The sequence below is a fragment of the Nonomuraea terrae genome (assembly GCF_044465245.1).
GTDB classification, from domain to species: domain Bacteria; phylum Actinomycetota; class Actinomycetes; order Streptosporangiales; family Streptosporangiaceae; genus Nonomuraea; species Nonomuraea terrae.
Genome location: NZ_JBITLL010000003.1, coordinates 546,363 through 572,922 on the forward strand (window position 1 = coordinate 546,363; position 26,560 = coordinate 572,922).

A 26,560-nucleotide genomic window follows, 5' to 3' on the forward strand; every position below is an offset into this window, starting at 1 on the left:
GCCCCCGTCCGGGCACGACGGAGCGCGGTCGTAGGGTGGGCATATGGTGAAGACCGCCGCACGACAGCCCGTACCGGCCCGGCGCGCGGACGCCGAGCGCAACATCGCCGCGATCCTGGAGGCGGGAACGCGGCTGCTGAGCGCCGATCCCACGGCCAGCGTCGCGGACATCGCGAAGGCGGCGGGGGTCGGCCGGGTCACCCTGTACGGTCACTTCCCGTCGCGTGAGGCGCTGGTCGACGCGGTGCTCGACCACGCGGTGCGCATGGCCGACGACGTGCTGGAGGACGAGTCGATCGACGCGGCGCCGGCGCCGGAGGCCATGGCGCGGCTGCTGCGCTCCGCGTGGGAGATCCTCGACCGGCACCGCCGCCTGTTCCTGGCCGCCGACCGGGCCCTGGCCACCGAGCGCATCCGCGAGCACCACGAGCGGCCGCTGCGGCGGGTCGAGCGGCTCATCGATCGGGGACGGCGCGACGGCGACTTCCGTACGGACCTGCCGCTGCCGTGGCTGGTGACGGTCTTCTTCTCGGTCGTCCACAGCGCCGCGCAGGAGCGGGAGGCGGGGCGGCTGGCGGCGGACGAGGTCGAGCGGGTGCTGGTCCAGACGATGCTGTCACTGCTGCGCCGCGGCGAGTAAGCGGGATGTCGCGGGCGACGTCCGCGGATTATGCTTCGTTGATGATGCATGTTCCGCGGGCGGTGAGCCCGTAGATGCCGTCGCTGGGGCTGGCGCACCGGCATCTGACCGGCGTGACGGTGATCATGGTCTGCGGTGAGATGGACGCCACCAACCGGGGGCAGATCGAGCGCTACCTCAGCGAAGCCCGGCGGGCGCCCTCCGACGCGGTGGTGTTCGACCTCTCCCAGGTGCCGTTCATGGACAGTTCTGGCCTGCACGTGCTGCTGACGTGCGCCACCGACTGTCTCCGGCATGGTGGCGCGATCCATCTGGCCGCCGTGCAGCGCCTGCCCGCCCGGCTCTTCGAGATCACCGGCGTGGTGGCGCACATCCCGATCCACGAAACGGTCGACGACGCCGTCGCCGCCGCGCTGGCACCGTTCAAACGCTCACTCTGACACCCGGACATGAAAGAGAGCCGGCGGCTTCAGCCGCTCGGCTCTCACAGGGCTGGACTACCACCAGAAGTCGTCGTCCCAGTGTCCCCAGCCACCCCACCACCTGCGACGGCGGCGGCAGGAGCGGCGGCGACGCCAGCGGCGCGGGCATCCCCCTAGGTGGAAGCCAACCTGGGACACATGCGGACTAGCCATGGTTCCTCCCCCGTTGGTTGATTTCCAAAAACGACGCTAGCACCCAAATCATGACAAATCATCCAATATTCACTCATTTCACACAGCCTTGACGGGACCCCTCAATCCACCACGTAACAGCAAAATTGGTTGATTCTCGAACTACATCGGGCGCCGATCAGGAACCAGGAGGTCGCGGCGTCCTTCACTCCCGCATCCGGCATCCGCGAGTCTCCGCGCCCGGCCCGCTACGCAAAGCCCAGGTCGGCCCACCCCCGCCCTTAGGGTGCGCGCCGGTCACGTGAGCCGCGGCGAATCAGGTCGCGGCGCCGGCTGCGTGCCGGTGTGGTGCCAGGCGTAGGCGCTCAGGGAGAGTCCCGCGAGGGTGACCGCGGCCCCGGCGAGGTAGAGGGCGGACAGGCCGAGGCCCGTGTCGATGACGCGGCCGCCCAGCCACCCCGCGAAGGCGGCGGCGAGCTGGTAGGCGGAGGCGTTCACCGCCATGGCCAGGGTCGGCGCGGCGGCGGCGGTGGCGAGAACCCGGGCCTGCATGCCGGGGATCACCGCGAACCCGAGCGCGCCGACGGCGAACACCATCACCGCGGTGGCCGCCATGCTGCCGCTGACCGCCCACATCACGACGAGCCCGGCCGCGAGCGCCGCGAGCAGCCCGAGCTGCGAGCGCCGGGGCGCGCGGTCGGCGAGCCGGCCGCCGGCGAGGTTGCCGGCCGCCGCGCCGATCCCGTACACGAGCAGCAGGACGGCGACCGTCCCGGCGGCGAACCCGGTGACGCCGGTGACCAGCGGCGCGAAGAACGTGAACACCATGAGCAGCCCCGTGTTCGCCACGGCGGTGACGGCGATGGCGAGCCGCACGTCGCGGCCGCGCAGGACGCGCAGCTCGGCCACGGCGGAGGTGGCCGGGGCGGCGTCGCGTACGTCCGGCACGAGCCGCGCCACCAGCAGGAACCCGGCCGCGCAGCAGAGGGCGACGGCCAGGAACGCGGCCCGCCAGCCGTGGCGCTCACCGATGAACGTGCCGATCGGCGCGCCCAGGATCATCGCCAGGTTCATGCCGAACACCAGCCGCGACACGGTGGACGCCCGCCGGTCCGGCGACGCCGTGGAGACCGCGATGACGATCGCGTTGGCGAAGAACGTCGAGGTCACCAGCGCGGTGACGATCCGGGCGGCGAAGAGCACGGGATAGGACGGCGCGAGCGCGGAACCGAGGTTGCCCGCGATCGCGATCGCGAGCAGGACCATGATGAGCGGCTTGCGCGGGAACCTCGTGGTGAGCGCCGTCAGCAACGGCCCGCCGGCGACCATCCCGATGGCGTACGCCGTCACCAGCAGCCCGGCGGCGGGGATGGAGACCGCGAGGTCGCCGGCGACGCCGGGCAGGATGCCGGCGATGACGAACTCACCGGTCGTGATGCCGAACACGCACACCATCAAGGACGGCACGGTCACAGGTCTCATGACTCCCATTTTCTTTACAGGTCAGTACAGAACTGGCGCAGCACAAAAAGGCACCCCCCTAGGAGGGGATCAAAGAGCGGCGACGGCCCCTTCGACGACGTCGAGCAGCGCGTCGCGGTCATCGGTGACCTTGGCGAGCACGCGCAGCCCGTAGTAGGCGCTCTGGAAGGCCCGCGCCACCTGCTCCGGCGGCCGGCCGGACGACAGCTCGCCGCTGCCCTGGCCGACCCGCACCAGCCGGAGCACGGCCTGCTCCAGGTCGGCGAACTGGCGGTGGACGAGCGCGGCGACGGACTCGGTGCGCCCGCTGGACTCGGTGGCGGCGTTGAGCGCGAGGCAGCCGCGGCGGCCGGGGTCGCTCATGTCGGCGTCGATGACGCCCAGCATCAGCTCCCGCAACCGTTGCCTGACCGGTCCAGGCCGGTCGAGCATCTCGAGCTGGGCCTGCGCCCAGGTGTCGGCGTAGCGGCGGATCGCGGCCTCGTACAGGTGGTGTTTGCTGCCGAAGGCGTTGTAGAGGCTGCCTCGGCCGAGCCCGGTGCGGGCACACAGGTCGTGGGTGGACGTGGCCTCGTACCCCTTCTCCCAGAACACCTCCATGGCGGCGTCGACCACTGCCTCATCGCTGAACTCGCGCGGCCTTCCCATGGCGGAAGGCTAGCGCGTTATGTACACATCAGTAAAGAACGGTCAGCCGATCGAGGTGGTAGCGGACCACGGCGAGCGCCTCGGCGGGCTCGCGCACGCCGACCACGAGGGCGGAGGCGAGCCCTTCCAGCAGGGCGAGCAGCACGACGGCCTCGCGCCCCGGGTCGAGGCCGGTCCGCAGCTCACCGTCACGCATTCCCTGAACGATCAGCTCGGCCACCCGCTCGTGCAGCCATCGATCGCCCTCGCGAAGGTCGCCGATCAGCTCGGGCGCGGCCACGGCGCGCGCCTCGAACGCCTGCCCCGCCCGGCGCTCGGCGCGGCGGCGGGCGTCGAGCGGCAGCACCTCGGCCGCCATCGACAGCAGGAACGCGCGCACCGGCCGCTCCCGCGCCTCGCCCATCCCGGCCACGATCCGCTCGGTGACGCGCTCGCCCAGATAGCGGACCACGTAGCGGAGCATCTCGTCCTTGCTGCCGAAGTAGTGCTGCACGGAGCCGAGCGACATGTCCGCCTCGGCCGCCACGTCGCGCAGCTTCGCCTGGTCGAGGCCGTCACGGCCGGCGATGCGCAGCACGGCCTCGGCGATGTGCCGCCGACGCTCCTCGTGGTCGACTTTTTTCGGCATATCCCTCCTTTTGCCATACCGTGGTATTAAAATACAGTGGTATGGCAACGATAGCGTTCTTCGCCCCCCTCGGTGCGGGCCACGTCAACCCCCAGCTGGGCCTGGTCGCCGAGCTCGTCCGGCGGGGCCATCGGGTCACGTACGCCACCGACGAGTCGAACGCGCCCCGCGTGGCCGAGACCGGCGCCGAGATCGTGCCCTGGACCTCCACCTGGGAGTCGCTCGACATCGGCGACGTGCCGCAGATGCACGGCAAGGAGCTGGTCCGTGCCATGGGCCTGCTGCTGGAGGAGACCAGGGCGGCCCTGCCCCAGCTCGACGGGGGCGAGCGGCCCGACCTGGTCGTCCACGACGGCACGATGTGCTGGTGGGGCCGCATCCTGGCCGAACGCTGGCAGGTGCCCTCGGTCGAGACCTGGCCCAACCTGGTCGGCAACGACCACTGGTCGATGCACCACGACTACACGACGGTCAACCCGCTCAGCTTCGGCTTCCTGCGCACCGGGGTGCGCCTGGCCCGGTTCCTGCGCAAGGAGGGGTTCGGCGACGTGCGGGCGTTCATGCGGGGCGACCGGGCGGCGGTCCGGCTGGTGATGCTGCCACGGGCGTTCCAGTACGCGGGCGAGACGTTCGGTGACGGCTACGTGTTCGTCGGGCCGGGTTTGAGCGAGCGGGCCGGCGAGGGCGGCTGGGAGCCGCCGGGCGACGGGCGTCCGGTACTGCTGGTCTCGCTGGGCACCACCTACAACCACCGGCCCGATTTCTACCGTACGGTGCTGGACGCGGCGCGCGACCGGCCCTGGCACGTCGTCCTGGCCGTCGGCGGGGTGGACCCGGCGACGCTCGGCCCGATCCCGCCCAACGTGGAGGTGCACGCGCGCGTGCCGCAACTGGCCGTGCTCCGCCACGCCCGGGCGTTCGTCACCCACGCGGGCATGGGCAGCACGATGGAGAGCCTGCATTTCGGCGTCCCGATGGTGGCGGTGCCGCAGATGGCCGAGCAGCGCGCCAACGCCGACCGCATCGCCGAGCTGGGCCTGGGCCAGGCACTGCCCGCCGACGGGGTCACCGGCGCCGCGCTGTGGGAGGCGATCGAGGGGGTGGCCGCCGACGAGCGCGTACGCGAGCGGCTGCGCTGGATGCAGGGCGAGCTGGCCGCCGCCGGAGGGGCCGGGGCGGCGGCGGACGAGGTGGAGAGGGTGCTTAACTGAGCACGGCAAATCCGGATCTTCCGCGAAAGGTCATCCTTGGACTACGAACGACAGCCGTACCGCAGGTGCGGCCGCAGCGGCCTGCTCCTGCCCGCCGTGTCCCTCGGCCTGTGGCACAACTTCGGCGAGGGCAAGACCCTCGAAAGCCAGCGTGCGATCCTGCACCGGGCGCTCGACCTCGGCATCACCCACTTCGACCTCGCCGACCGCTACGGCCCGCCGATCGGCGCGGCCGAGGCCGCGCTCGGCCGGATCCTGCCCAGGTCGCTGCGCGACGAGGTGGTCATCACCACCAAGGGCAGCAACCCCATGTGGGACGGCCCGTACGGCAAGGGCAACTCGCGCAAGCACCTGCTGGCCACGCTCGACCGCTCGCTGGCCCGCCTCGGCCTCGACTACGTGGACATCTTCTACCTGCACCGGGAGGACCCGGACACTCCGCTGGAGGAGCAGCTCGCCACGCTCGACCACATGGTCCGCACCGGCCGCGCCCTCTACGTCGGCGTCTCCAACTTCTCGCCCGAGAGCACGGCCGAGGCGGCGCGGCTGCTGCGCGACCTCGGCACCCCGCTCCTGGTGCACCAGCCGCCCTATTCGCTGCTCGACCGGCGGATCGAGGATTCCCTGCTGGGCGTGCTGGAGCGCGAAGGCGTCGGCTGCGTGGTGTACTCGCCGCTGGCGCAGGGCCTGCTGACCGACCGCTATCTCAACGGCATCCCGGCCGACTCGCGGGCGGCCGAGGGCCGCTTCCTGACGCCGGACCGGGTGACGCCGCAGGTGCTGACGTTCGTCCGGACGCTGGCGGAGCTGGCCGAGTCCCGTGGGCAGACGGTGGCGCAGCTGGCGCTGGCGTGGGCGCTGCGCGACCCGCGCGTCACGTCGGTGCTCGTGGGCGCCTCCAGCCCCGAGCAGCTGGAGACGAACGTGGCCGCCGTGGACCGGCTCGACTTCACCGATGACGAGCTGGCCGCCATCGACCACGCCGCCAAGGAGGCCGTCGCCGGGTGAACCGGCGGCGGCCCGCGAGCGGGTTCATGGTGTGAAACGTGCCGGTTGGATCGGGCTCACGGCCGCCGCCGACCTGGACGAGGTCGAGGACACGCTGGTGCCCGGGGAACCTGTCAGCGCGCTGATCTGCGTCTATCCGGGCCAGCACGCGGGCACGGGCGGCGAGCCGCTGGCCGGGTCGCGGACGCTGACCGATCAGGCCGCAGGATCACCGAGTTCCTTGCCGAGGCGGCGACGACGCTCACCGGCCTGGCCGAGCGACCAGGCAGCTGGACGCCGAGCATGTCCGGGCCCTGGAGCAGCCCCTCGCCCAGCCGGCGGACGGCATCGAGAAGATGTTCGCCGAGCAGCGGCGGGCGGTGGAGGAGTCGCACACGCGGATCCAGGAGCAGATCACGCAGCTGGCCGAGCGGCTGCGGCAGGCGGCGGCCGAGCTGGAGAACGCCAGCCATGAGGACCGTCGAACCAGGAGGGGCTCACCGCGCGCAGGTGCGGAGAGCCCCTTTCGCGTGTCCGGGGTCATCCGACGACGTGCGCTGGATCGAGGTCAGTGCGCGGGCGCGGGTACTTCACGGGATGCCGGTGCCGGTGGCCGTCCTGGGCGGTGTCGACCAGCACTTCCACCACCAGGTCAGGCCGGACCTGCGTGTAGGTGATCGGGTCGCGCCGGCCGTACGGACTGGACACCGCACTCGGCGGCAGCGACCTCGGCCACGGACGCGCCACGGATGGGCCACGGATGGGCCACGGCACACGGCAGCCGGGGTGAGCAGAGGGCGACCTCGGCCGCCGCCCGCGCGGTGAGCCGGGTGGTGCGGCCGACAACGCGGAGCCGTCCCGCCCCGTCGTACCGGCCGAGGATGAGGCCGCTCGGCCGCCGCGGGTGGCCGACGTAGCCGCCGGCGACGGCCTCCGCGCCGGCGCGGAGCATCAACGTGAGCCGGCCGCGCACCGAACCCGCCGTGCCCATCTTGACTCCATGGGATTGCTCACCCGAAGGGGCCTCTCGGGCGGGGCAGGCCGACGATCTGGGCCACGGTGCCGGCCGCCAGTCCGACCGCCTTCAGCGCGGCGGCCAGGCGCCAACGTTCGACCGGTTCCAGGGCGGCCTCGCCAAACTGGTGGGCGAGCCACAGCGAGCGTGGCGTAGGGGTGTCATAAGTGGCCCCGGCGGCGCGAGCGGGGCTGGTCCCGTAAGCCATGGGCCGGAACAGGCCCTCATCTCCGTTCGAGAAGGCGGAATCCCCGGCCCGTACCAGGGTTTCCACGTCGCCGAGGGACGCCACCCAGGAGCGGCGGCATCCTCCGCCTGTTCTGTGCGAACCCGTTGAACCGTGACGGCAGGCCGAGCCGAGCCGGTGGTCCCTGTAGTTGGCCAGCTGTGTGTCGGGCTTCGAGATGTGCTTGTCCCTACGACGTCCGGCTTTTTCTCCGGTCTGGGGCCACTTCGGCAGACAGGCCACCTGGCCGGCTGTTGCCGAGGGGGAGCCTGAGGACGAACTGCGCGCCCCCGCCGGGTCCGTCCTCCACGTGGAGAGTGCCGCGGTGGGCGCGAGCGAGGTCACGGGCGATGGCCAGGCCGAGCCCGGTGCCTCCGCGGTCGCGGCTGCGGGCGGACTCGAGCCGGAGGAATCGTTCGAAGATCCGTTCGCGGTCCTTCTCGGCCACTCCGTCCCCGTCGTCGGTGACGATCAGTTCCGCCGCCGTCCCGTTCCGGCGCACCCGCACCATGATGGCCCTGCGGGCGTGGCGGTGGGCGTTGTCGAGCAGGTTGGTGAGCACGCGCGTGATCTGGGTCGGCACTGCGTCGACGGTCACCGCCGGGTCCAGGTACAGGCGCACCGCGTCCTGATCGATCCGGCGGGAGACCTCGGCCCGCACCAGTTGTCCCAGGTCCACCTTCTCCCAGATGCGGTTGATCTCGGCGCCTGTCCTGGCCAGGAGCAGCAGGTCGGTGACGATGGCCTGGAGCCGGTCGACGTCCTCCAGCACCCGGTCCAGGACCTGGCACACATGGGAGTCGTCCACCTGGAGCTGCGCCTCCTCCAGCCGCAGCCGCAGTCCCGCGAGGGGAGTACGCAGCTCGTGTGAGACGTCGCCGGCGAACTGCCGATGTCGCTCCAGCGCTTGTCGTGTCTGCTCGTCGGCCCGTTCCGGCTGGTTCAGCGGGTTGTTGCCGGTCAGAGCGTTGATGTTGTCGGCCGGTTGCGGGACGCGGCCGCTGAGATCGTTGGCGCTGATCGTCGCAAGTCCGGCCCGGATCCGGTTGAGCCGTTGGAGAGTCGAGCCGGCGGTCTGCGATGTCGCCCCCGCCTTGAGCAGGACGAGAGCCGAAACGCATGTCACAAAGGGCATGTCGACGACGAGGGGCCGGCCGGTCGGCAGGTTCTTCAGCGGGCCACCGGGCACCAGCGCCACCACCGCGATGAGGGCGACCAGAACGGTGACGCCCTTCTGGATCGGCCATGGACTCATGCGCGATCGGATGTGCCGCAGCGGAGCTGGTGTCCTGTGCATCCTGTCCCCTCCATGGTGCGGGCAGAGCTGGTTCAGCCGGCAGGTGAACGTCTCCTCTCCCTGTGTGCCGACGGGAGAGCTCACCTCGCCGACGTGGGCAGAGAGGACCCCCGGCGGCCGGGCGTTGAGGACGAGTGGGCCGGCGAGTTGTCGGGGGTGGCCTCCGCTGGGCGCACCGCCGACGGTGTTCAGCCGCTCGCTACCGGATTGTCGCCACCCTGGTGGCGGCCTACAGGTCCGCCTCCGGAAGCAGGACCGAGTCATGGCGCCTGACGATGTCCATCATGGACGCGTACCGCTCGGGCCCCCACGCAGGCGGCTGCTCACCAGGCCGCGGGTCGTCGCCGCCCTCGAGGAAGGCACCTTCCGGGCCGCCGGGCGTGAAGAGGAAGAGCAACCGGGCAGTGTGCAGCCCCACGTTCTTGAAGCGGTGCAGGTGTCCCCGAGGAATGTAGACGAAATCCCCCGTCCGGCCGATGAACGTGCGATCGCCGTCGAGGAACTCCAGTTCGCCGGAGAGCAGATAGAACGCTTCATCGGAGCCGTTGTGGATATGCGCCACCGGCCCTGCGCCCGCAGCGAGCCGTTGCTCTGGGCTGCGGTGATCTTGAGCGAATAGACGTCGCCGACCATCCATTTCGTGATGCCTCCGCCCGCGGGTACGTGGATGGCGCCGCCCTTGGTGTCCTGCCGGTGGTTCTCATCCGGAAGGGGGAATGGCAGACTCACGAAATACTCCTTCGATGTGTTGCGGGCCGGCCACCGGTATGGCGAGCCCGATATGGTCTCGTCCTCTGATGCTGCCGGAAATTCCCAGCTCAGGAGATGATGGAATGAGTTATCGGAAATCGCGATCAGTGATGAACGGTGCGGCGTTCCGATGCTGCCGGACCCGGATCACCAGGCGAGCATTCACCTACGGGGCGGTGGCGGGCCTGCGGCGCGGAAAAGGGCGTCGGCGATCTCATGTCCCGATTGCCGCGCCATGCGGCGTGCAAGCGCGGTGCCGTCCGGACGGTGGCCGTCGCTTCACGGGTTGTCGCCCGTCCGGCGCGGCTACGTGTCGTGCCGGTCGGGGGCTGAGGCGCCGATGATGACCTCGCCGTCACGGATCGTCCAGGACAGTCCCTCGACGGGTCCAGAAAGCGCTGCTTTGAACCGCGCGCTCACGTCGTCGACGAGGACCTCGGTCTTGCCCGCCCGCAGGGCGGTCAGGACATCCCGCGCGACCTGCGCCGGATCGTTCTTGGCCACCTTGAGCCTGCTCGTCATCTCGGTATCGGTGTAGCCCAGGTGCACGCCCAGGACGTGGGTGCCCTGCCCGGCCAGTTCGACGCGCAGAGCGTTGGTCACCGACCACAGCGCGGCCTTCGACGCGCCGTACGCTCCCGCGCCCGCCGCCCAGGACAGCGCGGAGTGGATGTTCACCATCGCGCCGCCGCCGTTCGCGGCCAGGACCGGCGCGAAGTTCTGGGCGACGCGCAACGGGCCGAAGACGTTGGTGTCGAACACGGCCTGGACGGTCGCGATGGGCTCCGCCACGATCGGTCCCCTGGCCGCCATGCCGGCGTTGTTGACCACGATCGAGACGTCGTGCGCGTACCGAGCGAGCTTCGCGACGGCGTCGTCGTCCCTGACGTCCAGGACGACGGACTCGATCCGCGGATCGCCGACCGGCGCGGGCGTGCGTCCGGTGGCGTACACCTTCGCTGCGCCGCAGTGCAGGAACTCGGTCACGAATGCCGCGCCAAGGCCGCGCGTCCCGCCCGTGACGAGGACCGTGGCTCCCTCTATGGAGATCATGTCTGCCTCTTCTCAGGGCTTCGCGGTCGTCGACGCACGCAGCCCGTTCATGCCTGCTTCCAAGGTTGTTGCCCGAGCGAGTCCTGGCATGCGTTCAGGTCGGCATGCGGACGGCCGCCAGTTGGGTGGCCTGGGCCACCAGGCGGTCGTCGCTGTCCCAGACGTACGCGGTTTCGTCCATCCGCCCGTTCGCGAGGTCGGCGGCGTGCACCCGGACGCGCAGCGGCCCGGGCGCGGGCAGGCGGCGGATGTACGCGGTCAGCAGGATGGTGGGTGCCCTGCCGGGCAGGTCCAGATCGAAGTTGACCGACGGGACCGGGTCGAGGGCGATGAGCACCGAAAACGGGTCCCAGTCGGAGCCGTCGGCGAGGCGTTGCCAGCCCGCGATGACGCCCTGGCGGGACGGCGAGCCGGACAGGAAACCCAGACAGGACGGGTCCAGTCGCTGCTCCATCACTTCCATGAGAGGCACCGCGAAGGCTCCGCCCGGCGCCACGGCGGCGGTGCGCGGGCATTCCCGTTCCGGGGCGACGTCGACCGGGTCCTGCCCGGACCACCAGGAGCCGCACCTCGCCAGCCGTTCCAGCGTCATCAACGCCTCGACGCGGACGGTGCCGCCCTGGGTCAGCCGGGCTCGTACCTGGGTGATGGTGCGCCCCGTCCGCAATGTCACGACGTGTATCTCGGCCGGGCCGGGCGCCGCCGCGGCGACGAAGGACCCGCTCACCGCACTCGGGTGAAGATCCGCGCCGTCACAGGCCGCGCGGCCCATCACCGCGAGCAGGTAGCCGCCGTGCGACTGTCCGCCCACGCTCCATTGCGGGTCCAGATCGGCCTCGTAGACGTCTCCGCGCCTGACGACTGCCGTTGCTTGTCGAAAACTACCCATCCGTAGATCCCCCGTGTCCGGTCATCGGGTACGAACGCCCTCTTTGAAGACCGCCTTGACGTCCCGGAGGCGGTTGAGGTCGTCCACGGGATTCCCGGCCACCGCCAGGAGGTCGGCGTCCGCCCCCACTCTGATCCGGCCCTTCCGCTCGGCGACCCCGCACGCGCGAGCCGCGCGGCTCGTGGCCGCGGTCAGCGCCTGCAGCGGGGACGAACCGTCCGCGGGCATCTGGGCGATGGCGTAGGGCAGTACGTCGTGCGGCTTCAGCGGCATGATGCCGGCATCCGTACCGATGATGATGTTCGCTCCCAGCTCGTTCAGCCGCCGATAGACCTGCTGGATGTCGTCCAGCCGGCTGGTCATCGCGGGCGGCATCGCGGTCCCGGGCGTGAATCCGATGGTCTCGCTCACGAAGGCGCCGCCGGCCGCGACGGCGGCGACTATGTCAGGAGCGGCCTCTATGCCGTTCTCCGCCATGAACGACACGTGCTCCAGGCTGTCTACGCCCGCGTTCAGGGCGTCCCGAACCGCCGCCCCGCCGTGCGCGTGGGCGGCCACGGGCAGGCCGAGCCGATGCGCCTCCTCCACGACGATCCGCAGGTCGGCCGGCGAGTACTGCGACTCGTGCGGTGCCGAGCCCTGGGTCATGTTCCCACCGCTCGCCATGATCTTGACGACGGCGCAGCCACGTTCATGGCGGTCCCGGACCGCTGTCCGCAGTTCCTCGGCGCCTTCGGCGGCGCCGCCCATGAAGTGGCAGTGGCCACCGTAGGTGGTGATCGGAGGTCCGGCGGAGAGGATCGTCGGGCCTCCGCCGGAACGCCGGTCCAGCTCCCCCCTCAGTGCCAAGGTCAGATAGCCGCGGTCGCCGAGATCACGCACGGTGGTGATGCCCGCCTGGAGCGCCCTGTCGGCCGCGGCCCGCATCACGGCCAGCAGTTCCGTGTCGTCGGCGGAGGTGAACGCGGTGAGCGCGTCGACGCCGGCGTTGAAGCCCAGGTGTACGTGCGTGTCGATGAGGCCGGGCAGCAGGAACGCGTCCGCGCCGAGATCGATCGTCGGCATCCCGTCCGGCGCGGGAATGCCCGTACGGTCGACGGCCGTGATCCGTCCATCCGCCACGAGAACCATGGTGGATCCGTACAGATTCTCGCCGTCGAACATGCCACCGGCCCGGATAGCGAAGGGCGTCATGATCGGCGGCCCCCGTCAACGGTGCCGCCTGGCGGCCAGAAGGGGAGCATAGAAGGGACGGAAAGCACCATCGATTCGCCTTTATCGACATGAGTGGTTCGGGACGAGTTCCATGGTGCCGTGACCGGACATCTCGGGAGATGAAGAGACAAGATACGGCTCATCGTGAGTCGTGATAAACAGATGAGATGGAACTACGGCACCTGGCCGCATTCGTCGCTGTCGCGGAGGAGGGCGGCTTCACCCGCGCGGGCGAGCGGTTGCACCTGGTCCAGTCCGCGGTGTCCGCCGCCGTGCGCAACCTGGAGCGTGAACTGGGCGTGGCGCTGTTCGAGCGGACCACGCACGTGGTCGATCTCACCGACGCCGGACGGCTGCTGCTCTCCGAGGCCCGGCGCGCCCTGAACGCGGCCGAGGCCATGCGCGGCGTCGTCGACCAGATGACCGGCGGACTGCGCGGCACGGTGCGGCTGGGCGTCATGCAGTCCCAGCGACCGCCCTGGGTGAGCGTGCCCAGGCTGCTGGCCGGCTTCCGCACGGAGTACCCGGGGGTGCGCGTGGATCTGCGCTGCGGAGCCAGCGCCGCCCACGCGCGCGATCTGCGCGAAGGCCGCCTGGACCTGGCGTTCCTGGCGCTGCCGGCCGGAGCGGCGCGCGACCTGACACTGGCGCCGCTCGCCAGCCAGACCATGCGGCTGGTCTGCCCTCGCGACCACCGGCTCGCCGGCCGCGACAGCGTCGAACTACGCGAGCTGGCCGAGGACACGTTCGCCGACTCGCCCGCCGACTGGGGCAGCAGGATCGTCGTCGACCGTGCTTTCGAAGCGGCGGGTGTCCATCGCACGGTGGGCTACGAGGTGGGTGACATGGCGAGCCTGGTCGACTTCGTCCACTACGGCCTCGCGGTCGCCATTCTGCCGCCGTCCGTCGTCGATTCGGCCGCCGACGTACGCCTTGTCGAGATCCGGGAGCACGCGCCGGAGTTCTCCACCTCGATCGCCATTCCCGCCGACCGCGACCTCACCCCGGCGGCGCACGCCATGTTCCACGCCATCCGGCACACCGCTGCCGCCGAGCTCCGAGAGCCCGGCGACGTCGCAGCGTGACGGACGCCGAGCTGCGGCGTAACCGGGTTCTGGGCGTTTGCCGTCGTGATGTCGGTCAGTACCAGAGGTCCTGCACCCGTCGGGACGGCAGCATCACAGCGAGGTCGGCGTCGCCCCTCGAAGCGCCGCGGGCGACATCCAGCCCGTGCGCGTGCACGGCCGCGCCCTTCGTCCCAGATGGTGGACCCGACTTGCGGATGAAGGACCACGCGGTGATGAGCTGCTTGTCTTCAACCATGGTCGGCAGCGGAGCGAGGTGGGTCACCGCCGTCCGCTCCGCTGTCTGCCAGTCGGAGAAGGCGGCGTTGACTTGCCGCCACGGAACATCCACGTCGCCTCCCAAAGGGGTCAGACGTCGGATGTCACAGGCGCACGATGCCCGTGGCGGCGCCTACGGGCATCGTGCACGCGGCCCGCACGTGCTGTTGCAGCCGTCGTCGGTCATCCGGATGAGCTGCTCGGCGGCCACGCCGTGATGATGGACACGTCCGGGTTGGCGCCCCAGTCGGCGGCGTCCCCGTCTTCGGCATCCGGGAGGTTCGGCGCGGGCAGCACGGATGGTTCGAGCGTTGCCGTACCTCCGGTAGAGCGGGTCATGAAGGTCCCTCCTTCGTCAGAGCGGGTGGGGTTCCCCGAGCCTCGCCGGGGCCGGCGTTCGACCTTCCCTGGGGGCGGCCCGGCGGTCTAGGGCCAGGTGACGACGACAGTCCCCGTGCCGCTTCGGCAGGACCCCAGCCGGTCGCCCGGCACCTCCCCGGGCGGGCGTGCACCCTGATGGGCGGCCTGCCGACGAACCACCTCCTCCGGTTCGCCTACCCCGACGGGCGCGCGCTCTGGGTGGGCAGCGCCGAGGAGCCCAACTCCTGCGTGACGACCACGAACGGCACGGCCAAGACACCCGCGTACATCGGGCCGGGCCTCGCGGCCGCGTACCGCGAAGGCGTCTGGCGGCTCCCCCGGCGGGCCGACCCGTGCGCCGGCGTGCTGGGGCGGCGCGGGCAGGGTGAGTCGCTGGTGTCCGGGGAGCCGGTCGAGGTCCTGGTGTGCGCGCACGGCCGGAACGGCGACCCGCCGCGCCGGCTGCGGCACGGCGAGCGGCAGGCCCGCGAGCCGGCCGCGGAGCTCGACGCGTCCGGCGCCGAGCCGGGCGGCAACACGTGCAGCGGCCCCTCCCGCGACCACTTCTCCCTGGTGTTCGGCTACGCGGAGGGGCCACCGTCAGCCGCCGGCCAGGAGCCGGGCGGCGGGCACCACGACGTTCCCGTCGTCACGGACCCGGATCAGCAGGACGCGGTCGTCCGGATCCGGTAACACGCGCGGAAGCCTTGCCGGGTTCTCATAATTCGCCCCTTTTCTTCCGGTGGAACGGTCGCTTCTCCGCCCTGGTGGTCAATTTTTCTTGGGGATCGCGGTGCGGGGTGGTTCGTGGCGTGAGGGGTTCCGCTCACCTACGTTTTCGGCTGCAGATCACTTCTGTGTGTAACCGAAAGGGGACTCCATGTTCCGTCGTACCCTGGCGGGCGGGCTCGCGCTTGCCGCCGCCGGTCTCGTCCTGGCCACCGCCCCGGCGGCGAACGCCGAAATCTACGCCCCGTACACGAGGGCCGCGGCGATCGTCAACGCGAACGGCATGCTGATCAACTCCAAGAACGTCATCAACTCCCGGCGTGCCGCGACCGGAACGTACTGCGTGCAGGTCAGGAGCCGGGTGGACGTGGCGGATTCGCTGATCCAGCTCACCCCGCGGCACGCCAGGCGACTGCCCTTCATCGCCTACCGCAGCCCGTCGGCGGTCTGCGGCAACGAGGAGAACACGGTCACCGTCCAGGTGTACAGCACGATCACGAACCGGCCCGCCGACGGCGGCTTCGATCTCGCGATTCTCTGACCGGGGGCGATCGTGAAAACCATCCACCGCCTCGCCGCGGGGGCGCTCGCGGGCGCTGCCGTGCTGACGTTCACGGCTCCCGCCGGGGCCGACACGCCGTACGCCCAGGCGTCGGCGCTGGTCGCTCCCGACGGTTCGCTGGAGAACGGCACGAACATCATCCGCGCCTGGCGCGTCGGGGCGGGCGACTACTGCGTCGCGGTCGACCCGAGCGTCAACCTGGAGGAGACACAGGCGGTCCACGCGACGCCGGCGGGCCACAACCACGCCGTCCGTGTGCTGTCGGTTCACGTCGGTGCGCCGATGTGCGGGGACTGGCGGGTCGACGTCATCGGGGTGCACAGCAGGGACGTGCGCGACCGCGGGCGTGACACGGCGTTCTACCTGACCGTCTCCTGACGTCCTGAAGGGCGCCACAGCCGCGCCGGCACCGCGACGACGGTGCCGGCGTGATCCCCGGGCCCGGCCGCGAGACGTGATCCCCAGGCCCCCGGCCGTGAGAGAATAAGAGCACACAGCCCTCTCCGCTTCGGCGAGAGGGTTTTTTCGTGCCCGCGTATCCGTGGTGAGGCTCTTCCCGCGGCGGGCGCTCCCCCTTCTCACCCCGTTCAAGGAGTGCTCTCATGGACCTCGGTCTGACCTGCCCGCGTTTCCTGTGGCCCGGCGGCGACGCCGCCATCGGCGAGCGGTTCGCCGCCGTCGCCGGCGGCGCCGACCGGGCGGGCCTGCGCAGCCTGTGGGTGATGGACCACCTGTTCCAGATCCCGAACTTCGGTGCGGTGGAGAACCCGATGCTGGAGGCGTACGGCGCGCTGTCGTACGCCGCCGCGCTCACCTCCCGGGTCACCCTGGGCGCGCTGGTGACCGGCGTCGGCCACCGCGAGCCCGGCCTGCTGGTGAAGCAGGTCAGCACCCTCGACGCGCTCTCCGGCGGCCGCGCCGTGCTGGGCATCGGCGCCGGCTGGTACGAGGCGGAGGCCCGCGGGCTCGGCCTGCGCTTCCCGCCGGTGGCCGAACGGTTCGAGCGGCTGGAGGAGACGCTGCGGATCGCCCGGCTCATGTGGAGCGACGCGGACGGGCCGTACGAGGGCCGCCATTACCGCCTGGAACGGACGCTCAACGCGCCGCAGGCGAACCCGCCCATCCTCATCGGCGGCAGCGGCGAGAGGAAGACCCTCCGCCTGGTCGCCCAGTACGCCGACGCCGCCAACCTCCTGTACGGCGCCGACGTCCGGCACAAGCTCGGCGTGCTGCGCGCCCACTGCGAACGGCTCGGGCGGCCGTACGAGGAGATCGAGAAGACCCTGCACATGCGCATCGCCGAAGGGCAGAGCATGGAGGAGAGCGTCAAGCGGTGCGCGGACCTGGCCGCCATGGGCATCGACCACGTGATCGCGGCCGTGCCCGACCCGGCGGACGGCGCGTGGCAGGCGTACCTGGCCGAGCTGGCCGAGCGGATCGCCCCCATCACTCCGGCCGGTCGCTGAGACCCTCCAGGAGCGGCAGGCGAAGGACGAAGCGGGCGCCGATGTCGGAGTCCTCGATGGTGAGGGTGCCGTGGTGGACCTGGGCGATCTCGCGGGCGATGGCCAGGCCGAGCCCGGTGCCGCCGACATCGCGGCTGCGTGAGGCGTCCAGGCGGGTGAAGCGCTGGAAGACGATCTCACGCTGCTCGGGCGCGATGCCGGCGCCGTCGTCGAGCACCTCCATGACGGCCGTTCCGCCCTCGCGCCGCACGGTCACGGCGATCCGGCTGTCGGCGTGCCGTTCGGCGTTGTCCAGCAGGTTCGTGAGCAGCCGGGCCAGCTGCAGGCGGTCGCCGGAGACGACCACGCCCTCCCGCGTCGAGGTGGTCACGTGCTTGGCGCGCGCCCGCGCGGTCTCGTCCCTGACGAGACCGGCCAGGTCCACCGGCACCCGCTCGGCGGTGACCTGGGAGTCGAGCTTGTTCAGGGTGAGCAGGTCGGCCACGATGGCCTGCAGCCGGTCGAGGCTGGTCAGCACCTCGCCGCCGACCTCGCGCCACTCGGTGTCCTCGGGGTGCAGCAGGGCCCCCTCGATCTGGGTGCGCATCGCGGTGATCGGGCTGCGCAGGTCGTGGGAGGCGTCGGCGGCGAACCTGCGCTGCTGCTCCATCGCGGCCTCCTGCTGCCGCAGCGCCGTCTGGAGCCGTTCCAGTGTCTGGTTGGCGGTCCGGGCCAGGTCGCGGATCTCGTCGTCGCACTCTGGGACGGGGATCTGCATCCCGCCGCCGCCCGCGCTGATCTCGCCCAGCCTCCTGGTGATGCCGCTGACCGGCGCGAGCGTCCTGGAGACGACGCGGGAGACGCCGAACCAGGTCAAGCCGACGAGCAGCAGCGTGACGCCGATCTGGAAGAGCAGCGCCTCGAGGCTGACGTACCAGGGGATGGCGGGGCCGAAGGCGTAGACGACCCATTCGCCGTCCGGCTGGAAGGCGACCAGGGTCACGACGAGCTTGCACTCCTCGTGGAAGGCGGGCAGGCCGCAGATCTCGGCGCTGTCGTTCGCCAGGCCGCGGCGGGGGATCGCGTTCAGCTGGCGCGGCTCGCCGGACAGGTTGGGCGTCCACGCGACCAGGCGCCCGGCGGCGTCGACCACCTGGATGCCGTCGAGGCCGTCGGCGTCGAGCATCCGGGGCAAGGTGTTGTGCTTGACCATGAGGAGCACGCGTACGGCCTTGCCCGACATGTCGTGCGCCCGGATGTCGGCGACCTCGCTGCGGATGCCGAACAGCACGAACGCGCCGACGACGATGTTCAGCAGCAGCATGGCGATGCTGGCGAACAGCGCCAGGCGTGTCCGCAGCGAATGACTCAACCGTGTGCTCACGCCCCGTCCCCCGGGAGACAGAAGACCACGGGGGCGGCTTTCACCGCTAATTCCGGGAGATTCCTACATAAAAGGGCATGACAAAATCGCCGCGGCCGCACAACCGGCTGTCACGATGAGTGAGCGGATGGCCGTCACCGTCACGAACCGTATGCTGACAAAGAGTCAACCCGCCATTCGTGATTTTTCCTCACATGCGCACCTTGAAGTACATGTGCCCCATCGGCATAGTGGACGGGTCACAGACGTAGCCAGTCGTGGCGGACATTCTTCGGGGGGCGGTACCGGATCACGGCTGCCCTAGCGCACCAGAACGCGCGGAATTGGACATGATGCATGAGTTCGCCCCCGCCGATTCGTACGAAGCTGCTGAGGATCCTGCTGCTTCCGCTGGTCTCCATGGTGGCGCTATGGGGGTTCATCGCGTACTCCAGCGTCGATGAGATCAGGACGGTCTCGCAGACGCAGGACCGGTGGGAGGCCATCGGCGCGCCGGTGCTGCAGCTGATCGTCGAGCTGCAGCGGGAGCGGCAGCTCTCGGCGGAGGCGCCGGGCAGCACGGCGGCCCACCAGCCGCTGGCCGAGCAGCGGCGGGTCACCGACGGCCAGGTGGCACGGCTGCGCGAGGTGATCGGGACCGTGGCCGCCGACCCGGACAGCGGGCAGCAGCCCGAGCAGGTACGGGCGATGGTGCAGGCCCTCGACGGGCTGCAGGAGCTGCGCGCGTCGGCGGACGGCGGCGTGCTGGCGCCGCCGCTGACGATCATCCAGGCGTACGACGGCCTGATCGCCGTGGCCAACCGGCAGTTCAACGACCGCGACGTGCTGAGCGACGTCTCCTCCTTCCAGGCGGTGCGCGGCATGGCCGCCTACAGCACCGCCGCCGAGTACCTGGGCCGCGAGCACGCCGTGCTCACCAGCACGATCGTGCACCGCAGGATGACGCCCACCGACCGGGCCGCGTTCGTCGCCGCGATGACCGGCCGCCGGCTCGCCTTCTCCAACGCGGGGCGCGACGTGGGGCCCGAGCTGCGGGCCAAGTACGACACGCTGGTGGCGAGCTCGGCGTACCAGCGGCTGGAGGCCGTGGAGGACCTGCTGTTCTCGTGGGACACGGGCGGCACGCCACCGGTCGGCGCACTCGCGTGGCGCGGCGACGCCGAGACCGTGCTCGCCGCGATCAACCGCGACACCCAGACGGAGCTGGCCCGCGTCCAGGCCGAGAGCGAGGAGCTGAAGACGGGGGCGTACCTGCGGATCGGCCTCGTCGTGCTGCTGGGGCTGGCCGCGGTGCTGCTGTCGCTGGCGCTGTCGTTCCGGTTCGGGCGTTCGCTCGTGGACGAGCTGACGCGGCTGCAGAGGTCGGCGGTCGAGCTGGCCGAGCAGCGGCTGCCCCGCCTGGTCGAACGGCTGCGCCGCGGCGACGACGTGGATCCGGCCGCCGAGGCCCCCGTGCTGGAGCCCGCCGGCACGGCCGAGGTCGACCGCATGGTGGAGGCCTTCTCCGCGGTCCGCCGCACCGCGGTCGAGGCGGCCGTCGGCCAGGCGGCCCTGCGCAAGGGCGTCGGCCAGGTCTTCCTCAACCTGGCCCGGCGCAACCAGGCGCTGCTGCACCGCCAGCTCGCGCTGCTCGACACCATGGAGCGCCGGGTGGAGGAGCCGGAGGTCCTGGAGGACCTGTTCAAGCTCGACCACCTCACCACCCGCATGCGCCGGCACGCCGAGAACCTGATCATCTTGTCCGGCGCCTCCCCCGCCCGCCGCTGGCGCGACCCGGTGCCGCTGTTCGACGTCGTACGGGCGGCGGTGCTGGAGGTCGAGGACTACACGCGCGTCACCGTGGTGCCGATGCAGCACCCCGCGCTGCTGGCGGGCGGCGCGGTCACCGACGTGATCCACCTGGTCGCCGAGCTGGTGGAGAACGCCGCCGTCTTCTCCCCGCCGGACACGACCGTGCACGTGCGGGGGATGACGGCGGCCAACGGCTTCGCGATCGAGGTGGAGGACCGGGGTCTCGGGCTGACCGAGGCCGGCCTCGCCGACCTCAACGCGCGGCTGGCCGACCCGCCGGAGTTCGACCTGGCCGACAGCGACCGGCTCGGCCTGTTCGTGGTGGCCCGGCTGGCGGTGCGGCACGGCATCAAGGTGGTGCTGCGTCGCTCCCCGTACGACGGGACGACCGCGATCGTGCTGTTGCCCAGCACGCTGCTCTCCCCCGCCGAGCCGCCCGCGCTGACGCCGGTCCTGGCGCTGAGTTCAGCCGAGCAGGCGGGACGAGCCAGGCCGCCGCGTGCGCTCGGCGCGGCGAGCGCGCCGTCCACGTCGGGTACGGACCCGGACGTGCCGTCCAGGCCGCCGCAGGGCGGCGGGGTGGCCGTCGCCTCGGGGCCGCAGCCGTCCACCTGGTTCGAGCCCGGCCCGCCACGACGCCCCGCGCCCACCGAGCCGGGCCCGTCACCGGAGCGGCCGGGGCCGCCGGCCGGGTGGAGTGTCACGGTGCCCGCTCACGAGGCGGACGAGGACCTCGACGGGCTGCCCATGCGGATACCGCAGGCCAGCCTCGCTCCCCAGCTGCGCACCGACGCCCGCGCCGACCGGCGCGTGGCCGCGGAGCGTTCGCCGGAGGAGCTCGCACGGATCATGGCGTCCATGCAACGCGGCTGGCAGCAGGGCCGCAGCCAGGCGGGGCAGGAACACGACGCGCGCAACGGAAAGGACGACCATCCCGATGCCCGATTCCAGAAGTGAACTGAGCTGGCTGCTCGACGACCTCACCCAGCGGGTCCCCGGCGTCCGGCACGCCATCGTGCTGTCCGCCGACGGGCTGGCCATGGGCGCCTCGCGCGACCTGACCCGGGAGGACGCCGAGCACCTGTCTGCCATCTCCGCGGGCAGCCACAGCCTCGCCGCGGGCGCCGGGCGGCACTTCGGCCTGGGCGGCGTACGGCAGACGATCATCGAGCTGGACGAGGGCTTCCTGTTCGTCACCGCGGCCGGGCAGGGCGCCCGGATGGCCGTGCTCGCCTCGGGCGACGCCGATCTGGGCCTGGTGACGTACGAGATGGCGCTGATGGTCAAGCGGGTCGGCGAGCACCTGAGCGCGCAGCCGAGGGGGGCGGCACCGGCACCCGTCTGGAACGGCGCGGGCCGTGACAGGTGAGGATCCCGGGCCGCTGATCCGGCTGTTCGGGCTGACCGGGGGCCGGGCGCGCCCCCAGGGTGAGATGTTCGACCTGGTGGCCATCGTCACGACGGTCTTCGGGGCGCGCCCGCCCGCGGACCTGCAACCGGAGCATCACGCCGTGCTGGCGCTGTGCCGCAGGCCCAAGCCGGTGGCGGACGTCGCGGCACACCTGCGGCTGCCGGTCAACATCACCCGGGTGATCCTGGGCGACCTGCGGCGCGAGGGCCTGGTCGGCATCGAGCGCCCGCGCCCGGCCGCGCAGACGATCGACGAACGCATCTACAGGGAAGTGCTGGATGGGCTACGCAGCCTCTGAGCCGGGGACCACCGCGGTCGCCCCGGCCCTGGCCATCAAGATCCTGGTCGCCGGCGGATTCGGCGTCGGCAAGACGACCATGGTCGGCACGATCAGCGAGATCCGCCCGCTGCACACCGAGGAGCTGCTGAGTGACCGGGGCGTCGGCGTGGACGACACCTCGGGCGTCGAGGAGAAGATCACCACGACGGTGGCGCTGGACTTCGGCCGCATCACCATCCGCGAGGGGCTGTGGCTCTACCTGTTCGGCACACCGGGGCAGGACCGGTTCTGGTTCATGTGGGACGAGCTGGCGCTCGGCGCGCTCGGCGCGGTCGTCCTCGCCGACACCCGCCGGCTGCAGGACTGCTTCCCGGCCGTGGACTACTTCGAGCAGCGCGGCATCCCGTTCGTGGTGGGAGTGAACTGCTTCGAGGGCTCCCGCCGCTACGACCCGGACAAGGTGCGGCGGGCGCTCGGGCTCAACCCGTCCATCCCGATCGTGCTGTGCGACGTGCGCGAGCGCGCGTCGGTCAAGGAGGTGCTGACGACGCTGGTCACGTATGCGGTCGAAGGGCCCTGACCCCCACGGGCTACCCGGGGCGGCTGTGGGCGTGGGTGTTGCGGTAGTGGGACGGCGCGACGCCGTACGCGCCGACGAACGCCTGGCGGAGCGTCTCGGCCGAGCCGAAGCCGCAGCGGGCCGCCACCGCGGGCATCGTCAGCGAGGTGCCCGCCACCAGATGGGCGGCGGCTTCGAGGCGGGTCCGGCGGACGTACTGGCCGGGGGTCTGGCCGAGCTCGGCGAGGAAGAGCCGGGTCAGGTGGCGGGCGCTGACGCCGGCCACCGCGGCCAGGGCGGTGGTGGACAGGTCGCCGCCGAGGTGGCAGCCGACGTGGTCGACCACCCGGCGGACCAGGTCGTTGCCGGGCGGCGGCGCGGCGGTGAACATGCTCATCTGCGCCTGGTTGCCCGGGCGCTGGAGGTAGATCACCAGCTCGCGCGCCACCCGCCGGGCCAGTTCGGGCCCGTGGTCCTCCTGGATCAGCGCCATCGACAGGTCGAGCGCGCTGGTGACGCCCGCGGAGGTGACGAGGTCGCCGTCGCGGATGTAGATCGGGCCGGGGTCGACGCTCACCTCGGGGTGGCGGGCGGCCAGGTCGCCGGCCCAGCGCCAGTGGGTGGTGACGCGGTGGCCGTCCAGCAGCCCGGCGGCGGCCAGGATGGCGGCACCGGTGCAGACGGACGCGACGCGCCGGCTCTCGCGGGCGATGCGGCGCACGTGGGCGACGATCAGCGGGTCGTCGGCGGCCCGCCGGTGCCCCCAGCCGCCGGCGACGACCACCGTGTCGAAGGGGCCGGTGATGCGTTCGAGCGCGTCGCCGCCCGCCAGGGCCAGCCCGGTGGGCAGGGTGATCTGGCGCGCTCCCGGGGTGACGAAGGCCGTCCGGTACGGCTCCCGCGGCGAGCCGATCTTGTTCGCCATGCCGAGGCTGGTGGTGACGGCGGCGATCTCGATCAGCTCGGCGTCGTCGTAGCCCACCACGACGACCAGACGCTCGTTCACGCGCCGAGTGTAGTCCGACAGGACATGCCTCCCAATATTTACGACATATCACCGCAGCGCCTCGGCTGTCGGCGGCGCCCTGCTCCAGCATCGTGAGCATGACCGACACTCCTCACGCCCGGATCGCCCCCGCCGAGTCCCCGGCCGTGCCCACGCACCGGTCGTCGCCGGGCCGGGTGGTCGCGGCGCTCGCGAGCCGCTGGCCCACCTGGTGCGGGCTGGCGGCCACCGCGCTGAACCTCGCGGACGCGCGGGACGGCCGCTCTCTCGGGTTCGTCGTGTACCTGGCCGCGCTCATCTACCTCGCCACGGCGGTGATCGACCGGCCGGGCATGGTGTGGGTGCTGTTCGGGTTCTCGGTGGTGGCGGTGACGCTGCTGAAGGTTTTCGGCGTGGATCCATGGCCGCTCCTGATCGCCGGCGCGGTCACCGTCGTCGTCCTCGGCCTGACCGCCGGGCTGCTGCGCCAAGGTGGGCTCACCGCCGCGCAACTGCCCGCGATGCTGGTCTTCGGGGCCGCCGCCGTGTTCGCGCTGTCCCTCTCCCCCGAGGCCGGGGGCGCTCTCGTGGCGGCGGCCCTGATCGGCCACGCCGTGCAGGACGTCGCCGTCTGGCGGTCCGGCAAGGTCGTGGCGCGCTCGATGGCGGAGTTCTGCGCGGTTCTCGACTTCACGCTGGGGGCGGCGATTCTCGCCCTGATTCTCGTCCCGCTCGGCGGCTAGACTCCGGTCATGAAGGCCGCAGTACGCGCCGCCTACGGACCGCCGGACGTGGTGCGCGTCGCAGAAGTGCCCGAACCGGCGGTCCAGGACGGTGAGCTGCTCGTCGCCGTGCACGCGACGACGGTCAACCGCACCGACTGCGCGTTACGCGCGGCGAAACCGTTCTTCTGGCGGTTGTCCACCGGGCTCGTCCGCCCGAAGGCCGCGGTCCTCGGCAACGAGTTCGCGGGCCGGGTGGTGGCCGTCGGGCGGGAGGTCACGGCGTTCAAGGCCGGTGACCGGGTGTTCGGCTACAACGACGTCGGCTGGGGCGCGCACGCCGAGTACATGACCATCTCCCAGCACGGCACGGTCGCGCTCATCCCCGACGGGCTGGCGTACGACGAGGTGGCCCCCGGCCTGGAGGGCGCCCACTACGCGCTGTCGATCATCCGCGGCGCGGGCGTGCGGGCCGGGCACGACGTGCTGGTCAACGGCGCGACGGGGGCCATCGGCTCGGCGGCCGTCCAGCTGCTCCGGATCGCCGGGGCCCGGGTGACCGCGGTCTGCGAGCCGGTGCACGCCGGCCTGGTGAGCGGCCTCGGGGCCGAGCGGGTGATCGACTACACGGCCGAGGACTTCACGAAGGACGCCGGGCGCTACGACGCCGTCATCGACGCGGTCGGCAAGAGCACGTACGGCCGGTGCCGGCGGCTGCTGAAACCGCGCGGCGTCTACGTCGCGTCGGACCTCGGGCCGCTGTGGCAGAACCCCTTCCTCGCGCTGGCCGGCCCGCTGCTGGGCGGCAGGCGGGTGCGGTTCCCGCTGCCGAGGAACGACGCGGCGACGGCGCGGCATTTCGCGGAGCTCATGGCGTCCGGCGAGTTCCGGCCGGTGATCGACCGGTTCTACCCGCTCGACGACATCGTGGCGGCCCACCGCTACGTCGAGACCGGCCGGAAGACGGGGAACGTCGTCATCACCGTCTCGCGATGAGCTCGGCCTGCCGCGCGACCGCGTCGGTCAGCGCCGCGTCGGCCGCCAGCGCCGGGTCGAGGAAGCCGAGCACCGTGCGCGCGGCCTCCCCGACAGGCCCGGCGGCGGTGGGGGCCGCGTCGTCGCGCACCGGCACGCCGCCGCCGCGCAGGTGCAGCAGCCAGGCCGCGACGACCCGGACCGCCCCGTCCGGCATCCGGCCCGCCGCCCGCTCGGCGCGCAGCACCGGCAGGACGCGGACGGGCACCTTCCGCGACCCGTCCTCGGCGATCTTGGCGAGGGTGTGCCGGATGCGCGGGTTGGCGAACCGCTCCAGCAGCGCCGCCCGGTAGGCGGCCAGGTCGGGGCCGGGCAGGCCGAGGTGGCGCGTGGCCTCCGCCCACCACTCGGCCAGCCAGGCGCGGCAGGCGGGATCGGCGACGGCCTCGGCGACCGTCGTGTGCCCGCGCACGGAGCCGGCGTAGGCCAGCAGCGAGTGGCCGCCGTTGAGCAGCCACAGCTTGCGCCGCTCGTACGGGGTGACGTCGGTGACGAACCGGGCGCCCGCCTCCTCCCAGCGCGGCCGGCCCGCCGGGAACTCCCCGCACAACACCCACTCGGCGTACGGCTCGGCCACCACGGGCGCGGCGTCGGCCCGTCCGGTGGCGGCGGCCACCACGGCGGCGTCCTCCTCGGCCGGGTACGGCGTGATCCGGTCCACCATCGCGGTCACGTACGACGCGGCGCCGGTCAACCCGGTCAGCCCGGCCAGCTCGCCGACCACCCGCTCGGTGACCTCGCCGTTGCCCGGCAGGTTGTCGCACGACACGATCGCCACCGGCCCTCCCCCGGCGCGGCGCCGCGCGGCCAGCCCGGCCAGCAGACGGGCGGGCGCGGTGCGTACCGGGGCCTCGGGGTCGGCGCGCAGGGCGGCGAGATCGGCGCGGACGGCGGGCAGCCCGGTGTCGAGCCCGCCTCCGGCGGCGCGCGCGTAGCCCGCCTCGGTGATCGTCAGCGTGACCACGGCCGGCTCCGGCCGCCGCCAGTGGCGCAGCCAGGCGTCGTGGTCGCCGCCCGGGTGCGCGGCCGACAGGGAGCAGATCACCTCGTACGCGTCCGCGTCCGGGCCGCGGGTGACGAGGGTGTAGAGGCCGTCCTGGGCGGCCAGCCGCTCGGCGATGCCGGTGCTGCGGCCGGTGAAGGCGGCGATGCCCCAGCGGTCGGCGTCCGGGGCGTGCTCGGTGTACCAGGCCTGGTGGGCGCGGAAGAACCCGCCCAGCCCGAGGTGCAGCATGCGCACGGGCGCGGCGGGACGGCCGTCGGCGGCGCGGGACAGGGGCTTCACACGTCTCCCTGGGA

At 71.9% G+C, this 26,560-nt stretch carries 29 protein-coding genes; 15 read left to right on the plus strand and 14 right to left on the minus strand.

Going from position 1 to position 26,560, the window contains the following annotated elements:
- Positions 1-43: 43 nt before the first annotated feature.
- Both ACIBP6_RS14980 and ACIBP6_RS14985 read left to right on the plus strand, forming a co-directional pair.
- Complete coding sequence (locus ACIBP6_RS14980) at positions 44-640, plus strand: TetR/AcrR family transcriptional regulator (RefSeq protein WP_397052396.1); 597 nt, start codon at positions 44-46, stop codon at positions 638-640.
- Between the two features lie 74 nt (positions 641-714).
- Entirely contained in the window at positions 715-1,080 is a 366-nt protein-coding gene (locus ACIBP6_RS14985) for an STAS domain-containing protein (protein WP_132612744.1), read from the plus strand.
- 471 nt (positions 1,081-1,551) lie between these two features.
- On the opposite strand, the gene ACIBP6_RS14990 is transcribed toward ACIBP6_RS14985, so the two are convergent.
- From ACIBP6_RS14990 to ACIBP6_RS15000, 3 genes are all read right to left on the minus strand, one after another.
- Positions 1,552-2,736, minus strand: coding sequence for an MFS transporter (locus ACIBP6_RS14990; protein WP_397052399.1), 1,185 nt, complete (start codon positions 2,734-2,736; stop codon positions 1,552-1,554).
- A 69-nt stretch (positions 2,737-2,805) separates the two neighbouring features.
- Positions 2,806-3,384 carry a TetR/AcrR family transcriptional regulator gene (locus ACIBP6_RS14995; protein ID WP_397052401.1) on the minus strand — a complete coding sequence of 193 codons (579 nt, stop codon included), beginning with the start codon at positions 3,382-3,384 and terminating at the stop codon, positions 2,806-2,808.
- 28 nt (positions 3,385-3,412) lie between these two features.
- Positions 3,413-4,012, minus strand: a complete 600-nt coding sequence (locus ACIBP6_RS15000; protein ID WP_397052403.1) for a TetR/AcrR family transcriptional regulator — start codon at positions 4,010-4,012, stop codon at positions 3,413-3,415.
- Positions 4,013-4,053: 41 nt separating this feature from the next.
- Here ACIBP6_RS15000 and ACIBP6_RS15005 point away from each other — a divergent pair, with 41 nt between their 5' ends.
- Together ACIBP6_RS15005 and ACIBP6_RS15010 are read left to right on the plus strand one after the other, a co-directional pair.
- Positions 4,054-5,223, plus strand: a complete 1,170-nt coding sequence (locus ACIBP6_RS15005; protein ID WP_397052405.1) for a macrolide family glycosyltransferase — start codon at positions 4,054-4,056, stop codon at positions 5,221-5,223.
- Positions 5,224-5,259: 36 nt separating this feature from the next.
- Positions 5,260-6,231, plus strand: a complete 972-nt coding sequence (locus ACIBP6_RS15010; RefSeq protein WP_132612752.1) for an aldo/keto reductase — start codon at positions 5,260-5,262, stop codon at positions 6,229-6,231.
- A gap of 631 nt (positions 6,232-6,862) precedes the next feature.
- Here ACIBP6_RS15010 and ACIBP6_RS15015 read toward each other — a convergent pair.
- The 7 genes from ACIBP6_RS15015 to ACIBP6_RS15045 all read right to left on the minus strand — a co-directional run bounded on the left by ACIBP6_RS15015 (position 6,863) and on the right by ACIBP6_RS15045 (position 12,562).
- Entirely contained in the window at positions 6,863-7,201 is a 339-nt protein-coding gene (locus ACIBP6_RS15015) for a hypothetical protein (RefSeq protein WP_397052407.1), read from the minus strand.
- A 19-nt stretch (positions 7,202-7,220) separates the two neighbouring features.
- Entirely contained in the window at positions 7,221-7,433 is a 213-nt protein-coding gene (locus ACIBP6_RS15020) for a hypothetical protein (protein ID WP_397052409.1), read from the minus strand.
- Between the two features lie 208 nt (positions 7,434-7,641).
- Positions 7,642-8,706: a sensor histidine kinase gene (locus ACIBP6_RS15025; RefSeq protein WP_397052411.1), complete on the minus strand. Its 1,065-nt coding sequence runs from the start codon at positions 8,704-8,706 to the stop codon at positions 7,642-7,644.
- 271 nt (positions 8,707-8,977) lie between these two features.
- Positions 8,978-9,385 carry a cupin domain-containing protein gene (locus ACIBP6_RS15030; RefSeq protein ID WP_397052412.1) on the minus strand — a complete coding sequence of 136 codons (408 nt, stop codon included), beginning with the start codon at positions 9,383-9,385 and terminating at the stop codon, positions 8,978-8,980.
- 419 nt (positions 9,386-9,804) lie between these two features.
- Positions 9,805-10,551 carry an SDR family oxidoreductase gene (locus ACIBP6_RS15035; protein WP_397052413.1) on the minus strand — a complete coding sequence of 249 codons (747 nt, stop codon included), beginning with the start codon at positions 10,549-10,551 and terminating at the stop codon, positions 9,805-9,807.
- A gap of 94 nt (positions 10,552-10,645) precedes the next feature.
- The gene (locus ACIBP6_RS15040) at positions 10,646-11,440 is read right to left on the minus strand and encodes a thioesterase family protein (RefSeq protein WP_397052414.1); all 795 of its coding nucleotides are present in this window, start codon (positions 11,438-11,440) and stop codon (positions 10,646-10,648) included.
- A 21-nt stretch (positions 11,441-11,461) separates the two neighbouring features.
- Positions 11,462-12,562, minus strand: a complete 1,101-nt coding sequence (locus ACIBP6_RS15045) for an amidohydrolase family protein (protein WP_397052415.1) — start codon at positions 12,560-12,562, stop codon at positions 11,462-11,464.
- 260 nt (positions 12,563-12,822) lie between these two features.
- On the opposite strand from ACIBP6_RS15045, the gene ACIBP6_RS15050 reads away from it, so the two are divergent.
- Positions 12,823-13,740 carry a LysR family transcriptional regulator gene (locus tag ACIBP6_RS15050; protein WP_397052416.1) on the plus strand — a complete coding sequence of 306 codons (918 nt, stop codon included), beginning with the start codon at positions 12,823-12,825 and terminating at the stop codon, positions 13,738-13,740.
- A 55-nt stretch (positions 13,741-13,795) separates the two neighbouring features.
- Here ACIBP6_RS15050 and ACIBP6_RS15055 read toward each other — a convergent pair whose 3' ends face one another.
- Positions 13,796-14,071 carry a hypothetical protein gene (locus ACIBP6_RS15055; RefSeq protein WP_397052417.1) on the minus strand — a complete coding sequence of 92 codons (276 nt, stop codon included), beginning with the start codon at positions 14,069-14,071 and terminating at the stop codon, positions 13,796-13,798.
- A gap of 443 nt (positions 14,072-14,514) precedes the next feature.
- On the opposite strand from ACIBP6_RS15055, the gene ACIBP6_RS15060 reads away from it, so the two are divergent.
- From ACIBP6_RS15060 to ACIBP6_RS15075, 4 genes are all read left to right on the plus strand, one after another.
- Positions 14,515-15,051, plus strand: coding sequence for a hypothetical protein (locus ACIBP6_RS15060; protein WP_397052418.1), 537 nt, complete (start codon positions 14,515-14,517; stop codon positions 15,049-15,051).
- A gap of 187 nt (positions 15,052-15,238) precedes the next feature.
- Positions 15,239-15,628 (plus strand): hypothetical protein, encoded by a 390-nt coding sequence (locus ACIBP6_RS15065; protein WP_397052420.1) that lies wholly within the window; start codon positions 15,239-15,241, stop codon positions 15,626-15,628.
- A 12-nt stretch (positions 15,629-15,640) separates the two neighbouring features.
- Positions 15,641-16,027, plus strand: coding sequence for a hypothetical protein (locus ACIBP6_RS15070; protein WP_397052422.1), 387 nt, complete (start codon positions 15,641-15,643; stop codon positions 16,025-16,027).
- 224 nt (positions 16,028-16,251) lie between these two features.
- On the plus strand, positions 16,252-17,115 hold the full coding sequence (locus ACIBP6_RS15075) for an LLM class F420-dependent oxidoreductase (RefSeq protein ID WP_397052424.1): 864 nt from the start codon (positions 16,252-16,254) through the stop codon (positions 17,113-17,115).
- On the opposite strand, the gene ACIBP6_RS15080 is transcribed toward ACIBP6_RS15075, so the two are convergent.
- Positions 17,096-18,478, minus strand: a complete 1,383-nt coding sequence (locus tag ACIBP6_RS15080) for a sensor histidine kinase (RefSeq protein ID WP_397052426.1) — start codon at positions 18,476-18,478, stop codon at positions 17,096-17,098. The genes ACIBP6_RS15075 and ACIBP6_RS15080 overlap by 20 nt on opposite strands.
- Positions 18,479-18,814: 336 nt before the next feature.
- On the opposite strand from ACIBP6_RS15080, the gene ACIBP6_RS15085 reads away from it, so the two are divergent.
- Genes ACIBP6_RS15085 through ACIBP6_RS15100 form a run of 4 tightly spaced genes read left to right on the plus strand, consistent with a single transcriptional unit; the run spans position 18,815 to position 22,540 of the window.
- Positions 18,815-21,226: a sensor histidine kinase gene (locus ACIBP6_RS15085; protein ID WP_397052428.1), complete on the plus strand. Its 2,412-nt coding sequence runs from the start codon at positions 18,815-18,817 to the stop codon at positions 21,224-21,226.
- Complete coding sequence (locus ACIBP6_RS15090; protein WP_397052430.1) at positions 21,207-21,638, plus strand: roadblock/LC7 domain-containing protein; 432 nt, start codon at positions 21,207-21,209, stop codon at positions 21,636-21,638. Before ACIBP6_RS15085 ends, ACIBP6_RS15090 begins: the two co-directional genes overlap by 20 nt.
- Positions 21,628-21,978, plus strand: a complete 351-nt coding sequence (locus tag ACIBP6_RS15095; protein WP_132612766.1) for a DUF742 domain-containing protein — start codon at positions 21,628-21,630, stop codon at positions 21,976-21,978. Before ACIBP6_RS15090 ends, ACIBP6_RS15095 begins: the two co-directional genes overlap by 11 nt.
- The gene (locus tag ACIBP6_RS15100) at positions 21,959-22,540 is read left to right on the plus strand and encodes a GTP-binding protein (RefSeq protein WP_397052432.1); all 582 of its coding nucleotides are present in this window, start codon (positions 21,959-21,961) and stop codon (positions 22,538-22,540) included. The genes ACIBP6_RS15095 and ACIBP6_RS15100 overlap by 20 nt, the downstream gene beginning before the upstream one ends.
- Positions 22,541-22,550: 10 nt before the next feature.
- Here the strand turns inward: ACIBP6_RS15100 and ACIBP6_RS15105 are convergent, their stop codons facing one another.
- Positions 22,551-23,525: a GlxA family transcriptional regulator gene (locus tag ACIBP6_RS15105; protein ID WP_397052433.1), complete on the minus strand. Its 975-nt coding sequence runs from the start codon at positions 23,523-23,525 to the stop codon at positions 22,551-22,553.
- A 98-nt stretch (positions 23,526-23,623) separates the two neighbouring features.
- On the opposite strand from ACIBP6_RS15105, the gene ACIBP6_RS15110 reads away from it, so the two are divergent.
- On the plus strand, positions 23,624-24,247 hold the full coding sequence (locus tag ACIBP6_RS15110; protein ID WP_397052435.1) for a hypothetical protein: 624 nt from the start codon (positions 23,624-23,626) through the stop codon (positions 24,245-24,247).
- A 9-nt stretch (positions 24,248-24,256) separates the two neighbouring features.
- The gene (locus ACIBP6_RS15115) at positions 24,257-25,222 is read left to right on the plus strand and encodes an NAD(P)-dependent alcohol dehydrogenase (protein WP_397052437.1); all 966 of its coding nucleotides are present in this window, start codon (positions 24,257-24,259) and stop codon (positions 25,220-25,222) included.
- On the opposite strand, the gene ACIBP6_RS15120 is transcribed toward ACIBP6_RS15115, so the two are convergent.
- Positions 25,206-26,546, minus strand: a complete 1,341-nt coding sequence (locus ACIBP6_RS15120) for a mannitol dehydrogenase family protein (protein WP_397052439.1) — start codon at positions 26,544-26,546, stop codon at positions 25,206-25,208. The two genes, ACIBP6_RS15115 and ACIBP6_RS15120, sit on opposite strands and share 17 nt — an antisense overlap.
- Positions 26,547-26,560: the final 14 nt, after the last annotated feature.